The sequence below is a fragment of the Sphingobacterium spiritivorum ATCC 33861 genome, assembly GCF_000143765.1.
In the GTDB taxonomy this organism is placed as follows: domain Bacteria; phylum Bacteroidota; class Bacteroidia; order Sphingobacteriales; family Sphingobacteriaceae; genus Sphingobacterium; species Sphingobacterium spiritivorum.
In genome coordinates this window covers 1,151,403-1,167,488 of the sequence record NZ_GL379770.1, presented here as the reverse complement: position 1 = coordinate 1,167,488, position 16,086 = coordinate 1,151,403, and the positions used below count along the sequence as shown (strand labels likewise).

General features: G+C 39.5%; 19 protein-coding genes. 11 read left to right on the top strand and 8 right to left on the bottom strand.

Going from position 1 to position 16,086, the window contains the following annotated elements:
- Positions 1-36: 36 nt before the first annotated feature.
- Together HMPREF0766_RS22055 and HMPREF0766_RS05065 are read right to left on the bottom strand one after the other, a co-directional pair.
- Entirely contained in the window at positions 37-783 is a 747-nt protein-coding gene (locus HMPREF0766_RS22055) for a DUF3667 domain-containing protein (RefSeq protein WP_002994353.1), read from the bottom strand.
- A 22-nt stretch (positions 784-805) separates the two neighbouring features.
- The gene (locus HMPREF0766_RS05065; RefSeq protein ID WP_236590543.1) at positions 806-1,003 is read right to left on the bottom strand and encodes a hypothetical protein; all 198 of its coding nucleotides are present in this window, start codon (positions 1,001-1,003) and stop codon (positions 806-808) included.
- Between the two features lie 284 nt (positions 1,004-1,287).
- Between HMPREF0766_RS05065 and HMPREF0766_RS05060 the strand changes: the two genes are divergently transcribed.
- From HMPREF0766_RS05060 to HMPREF0766_RS05030, 7 genes are all read left to right on the top strand, one after another.
- Positions 1,288-1,665 carry a helix-turn-helix domain-containing protein gene (locus HMPREF0766_RS05060; RefSeq protein ID WP_002994347.1) on the top strand — a complete coding sequence of 126 codons (378 nt, stop codon included), beginning with the start codon at positions 1,288-1,290 and terminating at the stop codon, positions 1,663-1,665.
- An 86-nt stretch (positions 1,666-1,751) separates the two neighbouring features.
- On the top strand, positions 1,752-2,507 hold the full coding sequence (locus HMPREF0766_RS05055) for an SDR family oxidoreductase (protein ID WP_002994345.1): 756 nt from the start codon (positions 1,752-1,754) through the stop codon (positions 2,505-2,507).
- A 167-nt stretch (positions 2,508-2,674) separates the two neighbouring features.
- The gene (locus tag HMPREF0766_RS05050) at positions 2,675-3,106 is read left to right on the top strand and encodes a DoxX family protein (RefSeq protein WP_002994343.1); all 432 of its coding nucleotides are present in this window, start codon (positions 2,675-2,677) and stop codon (positions 3,104-3,106) included.
- A gap of 70 nt (positions 3,107-3,176) precedes the next feature.
- Positions 3,177-3,695: a DinB family protein gene (locus HMPREF0766_RS05045; RefSeq protein ID WP_002994341.1), complete on the top strand. Its 519-nt coding sequence runs from the start codon at positions 3,177-3,179 to the stop codon at positions 3,693-3,695.
- Between the two features lie 52 nt (positions 3,696-3,747).
- Positions 3,748-4,347, top strand: coding sequence for a Crp/Fnr family transcriptional regulator (locus HMPREF0766_RS05040; RefSeq protein ID WP_002994339.1), 600 nt, complete (start codon positions 3,748-3,750; stop codon positions 4,345-4,347).
- A 60-nt stretch (positions 4,348-4,407) separates the two neighbouring features.
- Positions 4,408-5,034: a hypothetical protein gene (locus HMPREF0766_RS05035; RefSeq protein WP_002994337.1), complete on the top strand. Its 627-nt coding sequence runs from the start codon at positions 4,408-4,410 to the stop codon at positions 5,032-5,034.
- An 18-nt stretch (positions 5,035-5,052) separates the two neighbouring features.
- Positions 5,053-5,454: a DoxX family protein gene (locus HMPREF0766_RS05030; protein ID WP_002994333.1), complete on the top strand. Its 402-nt coding sequence runs from the start codon at positions 5,053-5,055 to the stop codon at positions 5,452-5,454.
- Positions 5,455-5,523: 69 nt separating this feature from the next.
- Here HMPREF0766_RS05030 and HMPREF0766_RS05025 read toward each other — a convergent pair whose 3' ends face one another.
- The 3 genes from HMPREF0766_RS05025 to HMPREF0766_RS05015 form a co-directional block, all read right to left on the bottom strand.
- Positions 5,524-6,024: a hypothetical protein gene (locus HMPREF0766_RS05025; RefSeq protein ID WP_002994330.1), complete on the bottom strand. Its 501-nt coding sequence runs from the start codon at positions 6,022-6,024 to the stop codon at positions 5,524-5,526.
- Positions 6,025-6,155: 131 nt separating this feature from the next.
- Entirely contained in the window at positions 6,156-6,905 is a 750-nt protein-coding gene (locus HMPREF0766_RS05020) for a DeoR/GlpR family DNA-binding transcription regulator (RefSeq protein ID WP_002994327.1), read from the bottom strand.
- 32 nt (positions 6,906-6,937) lie between these two features.
- Positions 6,938-7,327 carry a VOC family protein gene (locus HMPREF0766_RS05015; protein ID WP_002994324.1) on the bottom strand — a complete coding sequence of 130 codons (390 nt, stop codon included), beginning with the start codon at positions 7,325-7,327 and terminating at the stop codon, positions 6,938-6,940.
- Between the two features lie 99 nt (positions 7,328-7,426).
- Between HMPREF0766_RS05015 and HMPREF0766_RS05010 the strand changes: the two genes are divergently transcribed.
- Positions 7,427-8,602 carry an MFS transporter gene (locus tag HMPREF0766_RS05010; RefSeq protein ID WP_236590544.1) on the top strand — a complete coding sequence of 392 codons (1,176 nt, stop codon included), beginning with the start codon at positions 7,427-7,429 and terminating at the stop codon, positions 8,600-8,602.
- 30 nt (positions 8,603-8,632) lie between these two features.
- On the opposite strand, the gene HMPREF0766_RS05005 is transcribed toward HMPREF0766_RS05010, so the two are convergent.
- The 3 genes from HMPREF0766_RS05005 to HMPREF0766_RS04995 all read right to left on the bottom strand — a co-directional run bounded on the left by HMPREF0766_RS05005 (position 8,633) and on the right by HMPREF0766_RS04995 (position 12,613).
- Complete coding sequence (locus HMPREF0766_RS05005) at positions 8,633-10,597, bottom strand: tetratricopeptide repeat-containing sensor histidine kinase (RefSeq protein WP_002994318.1); 1,965 nt, start codon at positions 10,595-10,597, stop codon at positions 8,633-8,635.
- A gap of 370 nt (positions 10,598-10,967) precedes the next feature.
- Positions 10,968-11,945, bottom strand: coding sequence for a Gfo/Idh/MocA family protein (locus tag HMPREF0766_RS05000; protein WP_002994315.1), 978 nt, complete (start codon positions 11,943-11,945; stop codon positions 10,968-10,970).
- A 65-nt stretch (positions 11,946-12,010) separates the two neighbouring features.
- On the bottom strand, positions 12,011-12,613 hold the full coding sequence (locus HMPREF0766_RS04995) for a hypothetical protein (protein WP_002994312.1): 603 nt from the start codon (positions 12,611-12,613) through the stop codon (positions 12,011-12,013).
- Between the two features lie 212 nt (positions 12,614-12,825).
- On the opposite strand from HMPREF0766_RS04995, the gene HMPREF0766_RS04990 reads away from it, so the two are divergent.
- The 3 genes from HMPREF0766_RS04990 to HMPREF0766_RS04980 all read left to right on the top strand — a co-directional run bounded on the left by HMPREF0766_RS04990 (position 12,826) and on the right by HMPREF0766_RS04980 (position 16,081).
- Positions 12,826-14,094 (top strand): ATP-binding protein, encoded by a 1,269-nt coding sequence (locus HMPREF0766_RS04990; RefSeq protein WP_002994311.1) that lies wholly within the window; start codon positions 12,826-12,828, stop codon positions 14,092-14,094.
- A 267-nt stretch (positions 14,095-14,361) separates the two neighbouring features.
- Positions 14,362-15,666, top strand: a complete 1,305-nt coding sequence (locus tag HMPREF0766_RS04985) for a hypothetical protein (protein WP_002994309.1) — start codon at positions 14,362-14,364, stop codon at positions 15,664-15,666.
- Positions 15,667-15,676: 10 nt separating this feature from the next.
- On the top strand, positions 15,677-16,081 hold the full coding sequence (locus tag HMPREF0766_RS04980) for a hypothetical protein (protein ID WP_236590545.1): 405 nt from the start codon (positions 15,677-15,679) through the stop codon (positions 16,079-16,081).
- The last annotated feature ends 5 nt before the right edge of the window (positions 16,082-16,086 follow it).

Sequence of the window (16,086 nt, the reverse complement as noted above, 5' to 3'; positions counted from 1 at the left end):
AATCCAAAAAAAATCTGTTTCAATCGTGGATAGCTTCTACTTGAACCTGCTGATTATTCCCCATATTATGCCAAATACCAAAGAAAGTAATATATATGACACCGGAATCATTATACTCCTTATCATTCGCCCTCTCCTGGAATACCCTGATTCTGAAAAGAATTGATAATATATCCACACGGTATAAATCAACATGGATATACTGATAACGGTATAATACAAAAAGAACAGGACTGTTTTGTCGGTATAGAAAACGGTAAGGGTTGTAAACAGCAAACCAATAACTAATTCGGCTGCAGACTTATACGAATTCAACACCAAATGTTCAGAATAATTAAATTTAGCTTTCCTAAACCATAAAAAACTAAATAAAGAATATAGCGGGATAGTGATTAACGGAACGAGCTTAGGATATTTAGTTAAAATCCTCTCAATCGGACCTGCTGCTTCACGGCTCTGCTCCGGCATCAGATCACTTAATTTGATATCAGAATAATGTCCGATGATGCCTGACACTGCTATGATAATCAGTATAAGGGTTACAAAATTAAAATAACCCACCCGCTTACCTAATATATATCCTCTTATGCTGTGCCCCGGACGCGTAAATAATTCCTTAATGGTAAACAAAATACCCTTGTCTACGTGCCATACACCATGAACCAGGTCATGTTCAAAAAAATGTTTAAGAGAATACCGGTGCGTACTGCTTTTCTGTCCGCAGCTCTTACAATAATTTCCGGTTATTTCATCGTGGCAATTCAGGCAATTTTTTTCTGTCATTTGTTAATAATTGATATTTAATTTATCTGGATTTTATTTCGGCATTCAACACTTTCAATGCGTTAATCATTGGTATAAATGTTACAGGTAATACGGCAGCAGGAATAAATAACTTAAGAGAAGAAATATTCATGTAGACGTAAAATGCCATCCCTATCATAAAAAACCATACGATTACAGCACCGATAAGAATTCCTTTAACAAGGTTTCTTCTTTCCATCAATCTTTTTATGCTGAGGTCTCTGAGGTTTTTTAGTAGCATTATATTGTTAGCAATAGTGGTTAAAACATGGTATGTTTGGTATGGTACTGGTAAACAGAGGTATTATTACCGGTAAACTTATTATAAGTAAACCAGAATGGTTTATATTTTTAGAAACCGAAATTAATTTAAAATACTTTCCCCTATCTGCCCACAAAAATATAGTACTGATCTGAATTATACAATAAGGATTTATAGAATAGGTTTATTATTATATCTCTCCATTATTTGTATACTTGTATATGAGTAAGATCAAAAATAATCAGGAAAAAAGAAGCGTAGAGATAACTTCAAAATACTTTGATTTTTTAGATCATCATGTAGATGATGTCTTAAATGGACGTACTGACGAATTTATGGAGCTCAATCAGATCGCAAGTGCACTGGCAGTATCACACAAGCACCTCACAGATACAATCCAGAAGGAAAAAGGAAATCACCCCTGCCACTTCTATGATGAAAAGATCATCGAAAAAGCAAAAGCATTATTGACGGAGACCACCCTTCCGGTCGCACATATAGCGATGAAACTTACATACGATCCTTCTAATTTTTCCAAATTCTTCAAAAAATGGACAGGCATGACCCCGGGAAATTTTCGTAATTCAGAAACAAAGTAAGTATCAAACCAAAACTTCCGAAAAGTTCACCATATCGCTCTGATTTTCATTACAGAACTTTGCCATACAAACAAATTAAAAATCTTATGGCAAGAAATGATTTAAAAGGAAAAGTAGTATTAATCGCAGGCGGAGGTAAAAACCTCGGAGGACTGTTGAGTCGGAATTTCGCAAGTCAGGGAGCAAAAATAGCCATTCATTTTAATAGCGAAAGCACAAAAGCTGAAGCCGAAAAAACGTTGGCGGATATTCAACACGCCGGAGGAGAAGCGTTTCTGTTTCAGGCAGATCTGACTCATGTAGAGAATATCAAAAAACTTTTTAACGAAACCATATCAAAATTCGGGGGTATTGATATCGCTGTCAATACCATTGGAATGGTCCTGAAAAAACCATTTCTGGAAACAACTGAAGAAGAATACGACACCATGTTTGATATCAACTCCAAAGTCGCCTATTTCTTTATACAGGAAGCCGGCAAAACATTAAACAACAATGGTAAGATATGTACAATAGTTACTTCCCTTCTGGCAGCCTATACGGGATTATATTCCACATATGCCGGAGCTAAAGCACCTGTTGAGCATTTTACAAGAATGGCTTCCAAGGAATTTGGTGAACGGGGTATTTCTGTTACGGCGGTGGGGCCCGGTCCGATGGACACACCTTTCTTCTACGGTCAGGAATCAGCAGATGCCGTCGCCTATCACCAATCTGCCTCTGCTCTTGGAGGACTGACAGATATCAAAGACATCGCACCACTGATTCAGTTTCTGGTCACAGATGGCTGGTGGATCACCGGACAGACCATTTTTGCGAATGGGGGGTATACGACACGTTAAATCCAAACGAAACAATAGGCAGCAGAACAACGCTGCCTATTGTTTTTATTACACAACACTAGCTGTTTTCTAACCTTACGGACTATGGAATTTCAAAAAAGGGTTATATTTTACTAAACTTTATCCATCGTTGGCTGTTTCTAATCTTACATATCATTACCCTGACCATGAAAAACAGAAAGATATCAACGATTCAACATATTGCCCGTATTGCATTGGGATTATTTCTTCTGTTTGCGGGTATCGGTCATCTGAGTTTTGCCCGCTTGGAATTTCGTGCACAAGTACCGCCATGGGTTCCGATGGATGTAGATCTGGTTGTGATCCTGTCCGGTATTGCAGAGATCGGACTTGCCTTACTGATCCTTATCTGGGGACAGCGTAAAAACTGGATCCCCTGGTTTGTAGCACTGTTCTTTATTGCTGTTTTTCCTGGAAACATAGCACAATACACAGAACAGAGAGACGCTTTCGGATTAAATACAGACGGACTCCGGCTTTTTCGGTTATTTATGCAGCCTGTACTTATTATCTGGGCATTATGGAGTATGGATGCTTTTCATAAAAGAAAACATAATTTACGAAGACAATACAAATAAGAAAACCGGTTGTTCGAAAGCCCTCATATGCAAAAAATAATTACTAACTTATGGTATATTACAGATAAATATGAAAAAGGCAACAGAACCTGAAGTATGGATGCGGGGGCCGGTTGCCGGCGTACCGGGATTATTGCAACCAGTCGCACACGCACTTTTACAGGCAAAGGAAGATATCACTGATGCTGTAAAAGGAATAGATGAACAGAGCCTCTGGCAACGTCCTGCCGGAGTTGCTTCCATAGGATTTCACTTACAGCATATCACCGGAGTTATAGACCGTATGTTTACCTATGCACAGGATCTTCCGCTGTCCGAGCAGCAGTTGAGTTATCTGGCAAAGGAGGGCCTGGTAGATCCCACAGTGACTTTAGAAAGTCTCCTGCTTCAACTGGAAGTACAACTGCAATCCGCTATATCCCAATTGTGCAGTACGGATACCGATCAGCTCACAGCGACCCGTTACCTTGGCCGCAAGCGTATACCGACTACTTTAACCGGATTACTTTTCCATGCTGCAGAGCATACACAGCGCCATACGGGACAATTACTTGTAACGGCAAGAGTATTGCTATGTCCCTCCTTTTAGCTCTGTAAGGGGAGATGTATTATATTTGCGTCTTCAAACGCACAGACAGGTTATGGATAATGAAAAGTATATCGGAGATCTCATTGCTCACTTTAGAAAAACAGTGCCACTTACGGAAGAAGAGGTAGCAAAGATCATCCCTGCACTGGAACCAAAGCTGCTCAAACGAAAAACATATATACTAGAGCCCGGACAAATCTCCCGACATATGCGCTATATCGCCAAAGGAAGCATGCGCTGCTATTACCTGGATGACAAAAGCCAGGAGCATACCCTTCAGATCGGAATAGAAGATTGGTGGATCAATGACCTGTATAGTTATCTCACGCAGAAACCATCCCGGATGTACCTGCAAACAATGGAAGAAAGCGTTATTATCCGGATAAACCGTCAGCAACTGGAAAGATTATATACTGTAGTACCCGCGCTGTCTGATTTTTTCAGATTAAAAATTCAAAATGCATATGTGGCTCTTCAGGAACGCACACTCGAACACATGAGTGTAGATGCTTATGAGAGGTATTGTACATTTCTGTCCGAATACCGTGATATAGAACAACGGGTACCTCAATATATAATAGCTTCCTATCTGGGAATGACTCCCGAATTTCTCAGTCATCTGAGAAAGAAAAATGCTGCAAAGATTTCTTAAGATACCTTAATTTTTAGCGTAACTCTGCCGCCTACTTTTGCCTCTGTCAAATAACATGAGATGAAAGCAGCGAAACGTATTACCCTTTTTTTAATCCTTTGTTGTGCGGATTTTACCCTCTTCGCACAACATCCGGAATATAGTCCGGAAATCATACTTGGAAACAGGGCATTCTCCTATATCCATCAAGTCAGTTACAGGTTCAGCCCAAAGTGGAAACTGGACAACTTAACCTTATTCGACACAGAATATGGAGATAAGAAAAATGATATATTTTTTATTCGAAACAGTCTTGCCTATTCCCTGCATAAAAACATATCTTTCAGCACGGCTGTAGGTTTAAAAAATCCGGGAATCTTTACTTCAGTTTCTGCACAGTATCAGCTCCGGCATAGGAATTTTTCATTGTCTTATGCCGCCGGGATAACCTATCAGAAAGGAATTACGCTCGAACAATCCTTCAATGCACTATACACACCTGTTATTACTCCTGTAATACATGGATATTTTAAAATTCAGGCTGTAGCAAATATCAATACGAGAGAATACCAGCGTGGATTTCAACAGTTGCGGACAGGATTACAAATAAATGGCAACATATACGGTCTTGCATTTAATCTGGATCAGTTCAACAATAGTCATAAAACACTCGAAAATACAGGCATATTTCTAAAACATAATTTTTAACATCAAAAATCAAATCAAATGAAAAAATCACAAGACATAGGGCTATTCATTGTCAGAATTACTATTGCTGTTCCGATGCTGATGTACGGGATCAGTAAAATAATACACGGAATCAGTTATATTGAAGGCCTGCTCAAAGAAAATGGATTACCCTCTGTACTTGCTTACGGGGTATATGTGGGAGAAGTGATCGCACCAATACTGCTTATTGCAGGATTCCGAACAAGACTGGCAGCCGTATTATTTGCGTCAAATTGTCTGACAGCAATTATTTTGGCACAGACAGCAGCTATATTCAGTCTCAATGAAAACGGAGGTTGGGCTCTGGAAACTCTGGCCATATATGCTGGAATAAGCATTGCATTGTTCTTTACCGGCAGCGGTAAAATCGCATTATCTTCAACACATCAATGGGATTAAGATGCGAGTGCAAACTGTGCAGAAGAGACAGATTATCTTCTGCACAGCTTGTGGCTTTAGCCATAGTAATCAGGATTGTTTATTGAACCTGACTTCACCCTGATATTGTTTATCAACAAGCACCAACAGTACAGGATGTACTGTAAACGACTGTTTACCTTCCTCTTTGACTGTATAATCCAGTACAAGATGATCACCGACCTGCTTCAGTGCGGAAGCCGATATGGTAGTCGCTGTATCTGTGACTGTACCGATCACCGCTAAGACATATACTTTAGCAAAGTCTATAGAGGTAGGCGTACCATCCTCTCCCATCACAGCTGCCATACCAAAAATACGGTCAAATTCTTCCTGTGATGTGATTTTTAACTCTTCCGTTTTACTGTTATTATAGGTGTTTTTGACAAAGTAACGTTCAGCTTCTGTAAACGGAATATCAGGTATCTTTTCAGAGAGCACATTTTCGCTGGTATCCGCTGCATTTTCACTGTTGTTCTGATTTGTATTAGACTGACACGAGACTGCCAGAAAACCGGCCGAAAGTGTAAATAAAAAGATTCTTTTAATCATAACTGTTTTTCATTAAAAGGTAAACATCCTTTAGCATATGCTACATTTTGTATCTAAAATAAGAATAAAAAACCGGAAAGACCAACATTCACCTTTGAAGAACATTTGCTGCAAAGATCATTTAGGATATCTTAAACCAGCTGAATTCCCGATCCGCGAAAATCATCCAGCCGCTTATCATCACTTGCTGCTTCCGTTATCAAGGTATCTACATCCGATACATCGCATACTTTAAACGGATATGTACTGTTCAGTTTATCCGTATGGCTCACCACGATCTGTTGCAAAGAAGACTTTAACATAGCTTGTTTCAGATCTCGTTCTTCTTTAGTGCCGGCAGTAATGCCGTATTGATATTGAATAGCGCATGCCCCCATCAGATACAGATCGGCCACATATGAACATACTTCTTCACAGGTTTGTAGACCGCTATTTACCTGTGTCTCCCGGTTATAAATTCCTCCCAGAACAATAATTTCAATCCCTTTGTATACGGAGAGCAGAGGGATCAAAGCCTGATTATTGGTAATAACTCTGAAATTTGAATGCGTTGGCAAATGAGCCGCGATTTCGCAGATAGTCGTACCTCCGTCCATAAAGATAGTTTGTCCGGCTTTGATAAATGGTTGCGTTTTCAAGGCAATAATTTCCTTTTCTGTAGTGAAATAAGAGCTGCGGTCCTGAAAATTAAGCGGATTTTTGGCCGGCAGTATAGCCCCGCCCCTTACTTTTACAAGCAGTCCCCGGTCTGCCAGGGTATCTATATCCCTTCTGATTGTATCTTCTGAAACAGACAAATCTGCTGAAAGCGGGGTATATCCCACTTTTCCCGCATCCCTCAGCACAGTCAGAATATGATCAAAACGTTCTTCCTTTAACATGACTTAAAAAATTATTGATTATACATCCAATCTTAGACAGCGATAAGCTCCAGATGGTTCCCCTCGGGATCCAGCACTACACTCTCATAATACCCGTCTCCGGTAATGCGGGGTTCACTATAGATCGTATATCCGTCCCTGCGCAATCTTTCTGTCATACTATCCACATCCTCCTTACTTCCTACAGTAATCGCAAAATGCGTAAGCCCTTCCATAATCCCCCGGCATGTAGCTGGAAAGATATCCGGCCTGTTCATCAGTTCCAGACGGGTCCCCCCTTCAGAAAATTGCAGGAAATAAGCCATATACTGTTTTTTCTCATTTATATATTTATCCTCCGCAACAGCAGCAAAATATTCTTTATAGAAGTTTTTCATTCTTTCCAGATCTGCGACCCATATGGCCAAATGTTCTATTTTCATTGCAAATACCAATTTTATTTTTCGACAACCCTTTAATTATTTTGCAATTTTATGAAAATTTGCATTTATTTGCAAAATAAAACTATCAAAATGATGGAAATGAAACTCAAAACAACAAAGGCCATTACAGCAACCAAAGCTATATTTCTGGTTTGCGGATTAGCCATTTCCAGTTGGGCACCCATGGTTCCTTATGCTAAGGACAGATTAGGAATCAATGATGCTGATCTGGGAATTTTACTTTTGCTTTTGGGTGCCGGAGCTATTGCGATGATGCCTGTCAGTGGAATTCTCTCACACAAATACGGTACGCGCCGGGTTATACTGGTAGCAGCGCTGGCCACGGCTCTTATCCTGCCTTTATTGCTGATTATCAGCTCGCCTGTATGGATGGGTGTTTCCTTATTCCTTTTCGGAGGGGCGCTCGGTACTGTAGATGTCGCCATGAATGCACACGGGGTACAGGTACAGAATAGTGCTGAAAAACCAATTATGTCTTCCCTTCACGGACTTTTCAGTGTTGGTGGATTATTTGGATCATTGGGTTTAGGCTTTCTCATTAAGATGGGACTTCCTCCTATCACCGCCATTGTCGCTATCTGTATTTTACTCATCTGTATTGTCTCCTGGAATTTCAGGTTTTTGTTTGATATGCACACTGAGAAGGAATTAATTGTAAAATTTGCGGCTGCACCTGACGAAAAGAAAAAGACAGGTGTATCCTGGCTACAGGCAAGCATACTGTTTTTGGGGCTGATGTGCTTTATCACTTTTCTTTCTGAAGGAGCAATGTTAGACTGGAGTGCGATATTCCTTCGGGAAAATAAGGGTGTAGCACCAGAGCTTGCAGGCGTTGGTTACGCCGCTTTCTCTGTAGCCATGGCAACCATGCGCCTGTTAGGTGATCGTATCATTTCCCGATTAGACGGGAAGACAGTTGTAGTAGGCGGATCAGTCATCGCTGCTGCAGGTATCTTTATTGCTGTTGCGGCTTCCTGGCTCCCGCTTACGCTGTTCGGATTTATACTTTTGGGAATCGGAGCAGCGAATATTGTTCCTGTATTCTTTAGCGAAGGCGGACGCATCCGGAATGTCCCGGCCACTATCGCAATACCGGTTATCAGTACCATGGGATATGCAGGTCAGCTGGCTGGCCCGGCAATGTTAGGTTATATATCCTTCCGTTTTTCGATAGATACGGCATTTTTGCTGATTGCCTTCCTGATACTTATTGTAGCTCTGACATACGGATTGCGAAAGACGTCTAAAATCTGACGAATCCATATTTCAAAGTAAACTTTCTGCTTATCTGAGATCAGAAAGAGGTATGTGAATATAAAATATACTTCCGAACCCTTCCTGACTACTGACAGAAATAGACCAGCCCATTCTGGCAGCAAAGTCATCACATAACAAGAGCCCAAGGCCGGTACCTTTTTCTTCCCAGGTGCCGGGATGACTTTTTTTCGTCGAGATACTTTTCAGGCTCAGCAGTTGCTCTTCGCTCATTCCTACACCTTCATCTTTCACGTAGATCTGCAGCTCAGTATCCGACTGATCCGCGCCTATTGTAATCGGACGACCTGTAAAACTAAATTTAATGGCATTGCTGATCAGATTACGGATAATAAACTCAAAGCGTTTTCTATCTCCACGCACAACCAATGTATCCGGGATATGATTGATTAGCGCTAAACTCTTCATTGTAATTCTTTCCTGAAACAGCAATTGACTGGATTGTACGATTTCCCGAACTTCAATAGATGCTATCCGGAGTTCCTCACTGGACATCTGCCCCGCAGACCAGACCAATAATTCATCCAGCATCGTAGAGGCAATATTGACTTCATGGCCAATCTTGAGCAACGAACTTCGGATATCTTCCGGTGGAATTTCGGCTATCTTGGAAAAAGATAATAAAGATTGAAAAGTACTGATCGGTGCACGCAGATCATGCGAAACCACAGAAAATATCCGGGACCTGAACCGCTCTGCTTGCATCAGAGACTGATGTTGCTCCTTTATCATCTCCGTTTGTTGCCGTATTTCTTCATTAGCCTCCAGCAGTCTTTCCCGTTCTTCATTTAACAAATGATTTTTCTTACGTATCAATACAAACAGCATTGCCAGTATCAGTACAATAGCTCCTGTAGCTACCCATAGTATCTTGATCCGGTTAGCTTCCTGCTCTATACTACGGTTTTCCAGCAACAGATTTTTATTCTCCAGATCCTTTTTCTCACTTTCATATTTTTCACGGAGTTCTTCTCTTACTTTGAGTCTTTGCAGCCCGGCCTCTTCCTCACTCACCCGCAGCAGACTATCCTTATCTGTTAGTAAGACGGAAGTATCTTTTTCTTTTACAGCTTTTGCTATTTTCTCAAAATCGGTGCTGAATTCATCATTCAGATAATCCAATCCACTTTCACGGATTAGTTTTTTAATCCGGGCAACCTCCTGTGTAGCCTCCTCAAACAAACCCTGTTTTACCAGAATATTAGCACGGTTAATACGTGCATACGAACCGGCCAGCTTATCCTTTGTCTTATCTGTAAGGGCTACAGCAAGATCCGTATATTTCTTACTGAGTTCCAGTTGGTCGTCTTTCAGATAGACATAGCTCAATAAGATATACGTATTTGAAAGATCCTGATCCGGCACATTCTTTTTTGCAAACTGTATTGTTTTCAGCAGATACTGCACCGCCTGTTTGATGGCATCAGGCTTTCCGTTATCCAGTGCATCCTGACTGTATATATTTGAAATATTGTTATACAGATTGCCGATAGACTGATTGTCCCTGATCTGTTCGGCGAGCGTCAGACTCTCCTGATAGTAGCGTAAAGCTTGCTTGGTGTCTCCGCTTTTATTAAACACATTTCCGATGTTCATAAAAGCACGCACCATACCCTTTTTGTCACCTTTCGCTTCACGGAGTTTTAATACCTTAAAATGAGTTTCAATACTCTTATCATACTCATTCAGTTTCAGATAAATAACACCGCTAAGGTTCAGAAAGTCCAGATCCAGGTCTTTTAACTTTCGCTCTTTTGTCAGCTGCATACCCTTATTTGCCCATTCCTGAGCACGATTAGCATCCTGCAGATACGTTGTAGAAGCCAGCTTGTAATAATAAACGGCTTTTAAAGAATCGGAAGGTTCTTTTTCAATCTTAGCCAATAGGCTGTCAGCTGCGGTTTGTTGTGCGAGCAATGGGTAAGGAACTACCAACAGAACAAACCACAAAAAAAAGTAAAACACAAGTTTCATGAAGAATGAATTGGACGAATAACAGACGTCGGTTTTTATAGGTACTAGGTAACAATGTGATACAAATTTAAAAATACGATTGAAAAAAAAGAAATTTCAATAAAAGGTATACAACGACGTCAGGAAAGAAGAGGGTTATTCTGCGGTTCAATAGCTAGAATACTTTAATTTTAAAGCAGATAGAAATGCATCTGTAACAAAAATCCCTGATCCGTCCAACGACAGATCAGGGATTTTTGTTAATTTTCAAACCTGTTGTATGTATAATGCAGAACTAAATTAAGCTTCCGTTAGCCGGGTATTTTTCACCTGTACACGTGATCTCCCCCTCCAGCTTCTGACAGCATTTTCCGGATATGCTATTTATAAATCAATCTCCGGTGAAACTATCCATTACCTGTATTACAGCCAGACCTTCAGCGGCACTGCAGGGATTCATGTCTCCACCACCAAAATAATTTACCACCTCTTCGATCATGGGTTGCTGTACATGAGGTAAAGGCTCAAATTTAAACTCTTGTTCCCCATCCTTATTGGATAAACGTATAATACGCTGATCAAAAAACGAAAAGGAAATGCGTCCTTCTGAACCTATGATTTCGCATTCGTCCCGCTCTTCATGTACACTAAATGCCCATATCCCCTGAAACACGACATCATTTTTAAATAAGATCTGCCCTGATACAATATCATGAGCCTGATACATTTTCGATTGATTGTGGGAAATTCCTGTACTTGCAGCTACTTTACCGAAAAAATAATACATCAGATCGATCTGATGCGGCGCAATATCATGAAACAAACCACCTCCGGATTGTTGCGGATCTATACGCCACTTCATCTTGGGCTGTTGCAATTGTTCTGCAGTCAGTGTCTTCTGAAAATAACGAACAGAAGCCAATCTTGCGGTGCCGATAGCCCCATTATTTAGCAACTCTTTTATTTTTCTGAAATAAGGCTGAGCTCTACGGTAATGAGCAATCACCAGTTTACGTCCGTATAACTGCTGAGCCTGTACCAGTTTTTCTGCTTCCGTACTGTTTAATGCCATAGGTTTTTCGACATATACATCCTTTCCGGCTTCCATAGCTGCTATTGCATATGCCACATGTGAATCCGGAGGAGTAGCGATATATATAGCATTCACCTCCTTGTCCCGGATCAATGCCAGTGCATCCGTGTACCATCTTTGCACGCCATGTCTTTCGGCATAATCCTTAACTTTTTCTTCATTTCTGCGCATTACAGCGATCAGATCCGAATTTGCAACCTTCTTAAAAGCAGGTCCGCTCTTGACCTCCGTGACATCCCCCGCTCCGATCATACCCCAGTTGATCTGTATTGCCATGTACTTTATTTTTTGAATGAATTTCCGCAGATAAATATTTAAATCCTTTTACCCCTGTGAACTGGTTACCAATTGGGGGGAGTAAAAGTATCTTTCACCGGCACAAATATATAGTATGCCTTATAATAATCCGTATAATACTTATCCCTGATCTGCCCACCCCCATCTATAGTAGAGGAGACCTGTATCAATGTATCCTTCTTTACAGTAAAATAGGTATAATTAAACTGGGCCAAAGGGGTATTCATACGTTGTACGACTAACCTGTCCCCTTCTGTTTTGTAGTAACTCTGAAAAAGCGTACGGCTTTTTTTTGCGATCTGATCCGCAATGCTGTTATTAAAAGCAGCTGCATAGGTACCTTTACGGGATGTGGTATCTTCCGGATCCAGCACCATATTCACCTGACCTGCCGGATAAAATTTATAAATTTCTCTTTCCTTCGCTGTCACTGTTCTTTTAGTGTCACGCTGACTGGTCCATATTTCCTGCAGGACATACACACCGTCTGTACGCAACATAGAGGTGTCGCTCAACCGAAAGTCCGGCTGGTAAAAAGAATAGTCTTTATTTTGATAAAATTTATACGAATTACAGGCTACAAATGCAGCACAAATACCCGTAACCAGTAATACAGTGATAATTTTCCGGGAATATAAGAAGGTCATATTTTCACGTTATTTAATACATTAACAATTTGGCAGACCGTAAGTTTGCAGACATGTTCTAAGCGCAATATACTGTCCGACATGAAAATACGGCTTATTGTACAATCTTCCTTTACCATGGTTCATATTTTTACAATCAGCTCCTTAAAAAGCAAAAGATGATAAACATTTAAAGTTTTCTTACATTCGTATATTGATATAATTTCTCCGAAATGAAGAACAAAGCCAACGTCACAAATGCCAGTATTGATTCAGCAGGACTTCCAAAAGATTACCGCCAGGCTATTGCCGAGTATATCTGGAATGGATTTGATGCCAAAGCTACCCATGTCAATCTGTATGCCGAAGCTAATGAACTGGGACATATTCAGCGTATAGTCATTGAGGACAACGGCGAAGGGATTCCATTGGAAACCCTGAATATTTCTTTCGGAAATTTCCTGGATTCCCTTAAAAAGAAAAATATACAACGCTCCTCTTACACCCGGGGTAAAAAAGGAAAAGGTCGTTTTTCTTTTTCATTATTCGCCACACGGGCGACCTGGCAGACCGTTTATCTTCACGAAGGAAGTCTTCTGGAATACAGTATTGTTATAGAACGTAATCAGAAAGATGAATATGAAGATATTAATAAAGTAATCTCCAAAGCGGCACATACCGGTACAAAAGTGATTCTGGAAGGTATATTTGGCATCACCGCGGCGCAACTGAACAGTGCGGAATTTAACACGTTTCTGGCACAGGAGTTCGGCTGGTTTTTATTGTTAAATAAGGATCTGGGATTCAATTTGTCTATCTCTGACGAACCGCTGGGCTATAAGCAGCTCATCTTAGAACAAGATGCTGTTGTATGGACTATAGCTGATCATCAGGAGCAGGTCTACCCTTTCCGCATCAACTATATCCGCTGGGGAGACAGCATCGGTGACCGCTACTATTACTATTTTCTGAATAAGGATAAAGTAGAGATCGCAAAAGAACTGACCAGCTACAATAACAATGCGATAGATTTTCATCATAGTGTCTATATCGAATCCCCGTTTTTTGATTCCTTTGAACGGGAATCCTTAGCTGACGGAGAACAGGATAATCTTTTCAGCCAGCTCAATCATCATATTGTTTATCGGAAACTAAACAATGATCTGAAAGAATTTCTCTATCGTAAACAGAAAAAATACATCAAAGAAAAGGCGGCCGCTACCTATCTGGCAGATATAGAGCAAAAGGCTTTACTTCCGGTATTTTCGAGTGCGGAACAGGATCAAAAACAAGACTTGCTCCATGTGATCAAAGAACTCTACTGTATACAGCCCAAAATATTCATGGGGATAAAAGCGGAAACCGAAAAAACATTAATCGGTTTATTGCATTTACTCCTGTCCACCCCGCAACGTCAAAATATATTGCCTCTTATGGAACAATTAACTCCCTTGACAGAAGAGGAACGCAATCTGTTGAGCAAGGTATTAAAGCGGAGTTAATGGGTTACTGATAATATATTATTGTAATACCTCTCAGATTACTACATTTCATTGAATTATGTAATAGATGGCCATTATATCTCAACAATCATAATCAGCTATTAGTATTTCTTTTAAGAGCTAACAAGAACTCTTTCATTGTATTAACCTCATTTTCAGGCAAATTTTCATAATTACAACCTCAGGTTATAAGATATTTTTCGATATTTTTTTATTTCAATTTAATAAAGATACATTTGAAGATAACTATTAAAAACCTGTTTAATTATGAAAACTAAATTAGTACTCATTTTTAGTTTCCTGGCCTGTCTGTATGGGTGTAGACAAGATCAGCTACTGGAATTAAATCCTCAAACAGAAAACTCACAATCTCTTAAACTGGATTTTGAACAAAAAACCGGGTACAATGAAAAGGATATCTACTTTCTGAATCCAAACTTTAGAACTTCTATTAAATGGAGCAGGATTGTATGGAAAAGTACGGATACGGCTTACATCAAGGTAAATGTATTGGATGAGCTTTCATATCCACTCGGGGACACCGTGATTTCATTACAGGATCAGGTATGGATCAAAGCATTCAAAAACAGTAGCAAAGAATGGAGATACCTGCTGCTGACTTTTATTCCTGTAGAAACAAAGAAAGCCTTTTCAGGAACGATTATCTCTTCATCTATTCTGTCAAACAGCACAAAAATAGCTACCTTTAGTAAAGGAGAAAATATAAAAAATCTGAATCAGACGAATGTAACCGCTATCGAGAAGTATAATAAAAGTATGGGCTCTTTAGTCAAAATGGCAGCAGGAAAGAAATGTGTATATGCTTATGTGAACGGACAGCTCAATCAGATCTCCTGTACAGATACGGATGAAATTGATGACGGAGACGGTGGAATTTACGATGATCCACCACCCAATCCAGGTGATTATTACCCGACTAACCCACCAATAGGTGGTGGTGATACAGGCGAACAAAAGGAAGAAGAGAACATAGAAAATAATATTGAAAATCCCTGTCTGAAGAAAATAGTTGATGAAGTGATCAGTAATGATATTGCATCTTTGACAAACGAATGCCTCTTAGATGTTTTCAAACAAAATGACAAGATTAATCTCCGGTTTTATGAGACAACCAGATTACCCGATCTGACAGCAGGTATTGCCTCAACAACTTTTACATCAGGAACATCAAATCTGGATGTTAAGATTGAACTCAATGCAAACACACTTCCAAACGCTTCTCAGGAGTATGTTGCCTTGGCTGTTGTTCATGAATCCATTCATGCTTATCTTTATACAAAAGGATTTTTCACTACTATGATAGATCAACATGATATGATGTGGTCGAGTTATATTGATGTAATCGCTGGTTATTTAAATCAACAATACGGCACTGATATGAATGTGGCTCGAACACTTGCTACAGATGGTTTACAAAACACTTTTGGTAGTAAAATTTTGGAGAGCACGTATACAAAATTAAAACTAAATACAAATTACCCTGCTATTAGAAGAGCTGAAATAGCAACTCAATATCGTACAGGAATAAAGGGTAAAAAATGTGATAATTAATTCTTATAATATGCAAAAAAAGATTCCAAAATATTCGTTTCTTCTTTTAACAATCGCATTATCGTTTTTGTCTAGATGTTCAACAACAGTAAAATTTGGAAAATTAGCGAAATACAATTTAAGGTATAAAAATGACAAAAATATTGAAAATGGTAAAACGGCAATTTCAATAAATTTATTTGATTTAAATGATAAAAATGAGATTGAAATTGCCAATGTTAAAACTCTTCCTGGATTAACAATAGATAGCTCAAATAATTATAAATTACTTTTGTTCGATAGTGATTCAATTCCTTCTAATATAAGAATTGATAAACCAGGAAAGATACCTATTCCAATATATCCAAAAAAAGGCAAAAAGAATCTGATCATATATAAAATCTATCTTGGAGATGACATTAGAGGTATAATGTAGAGTTC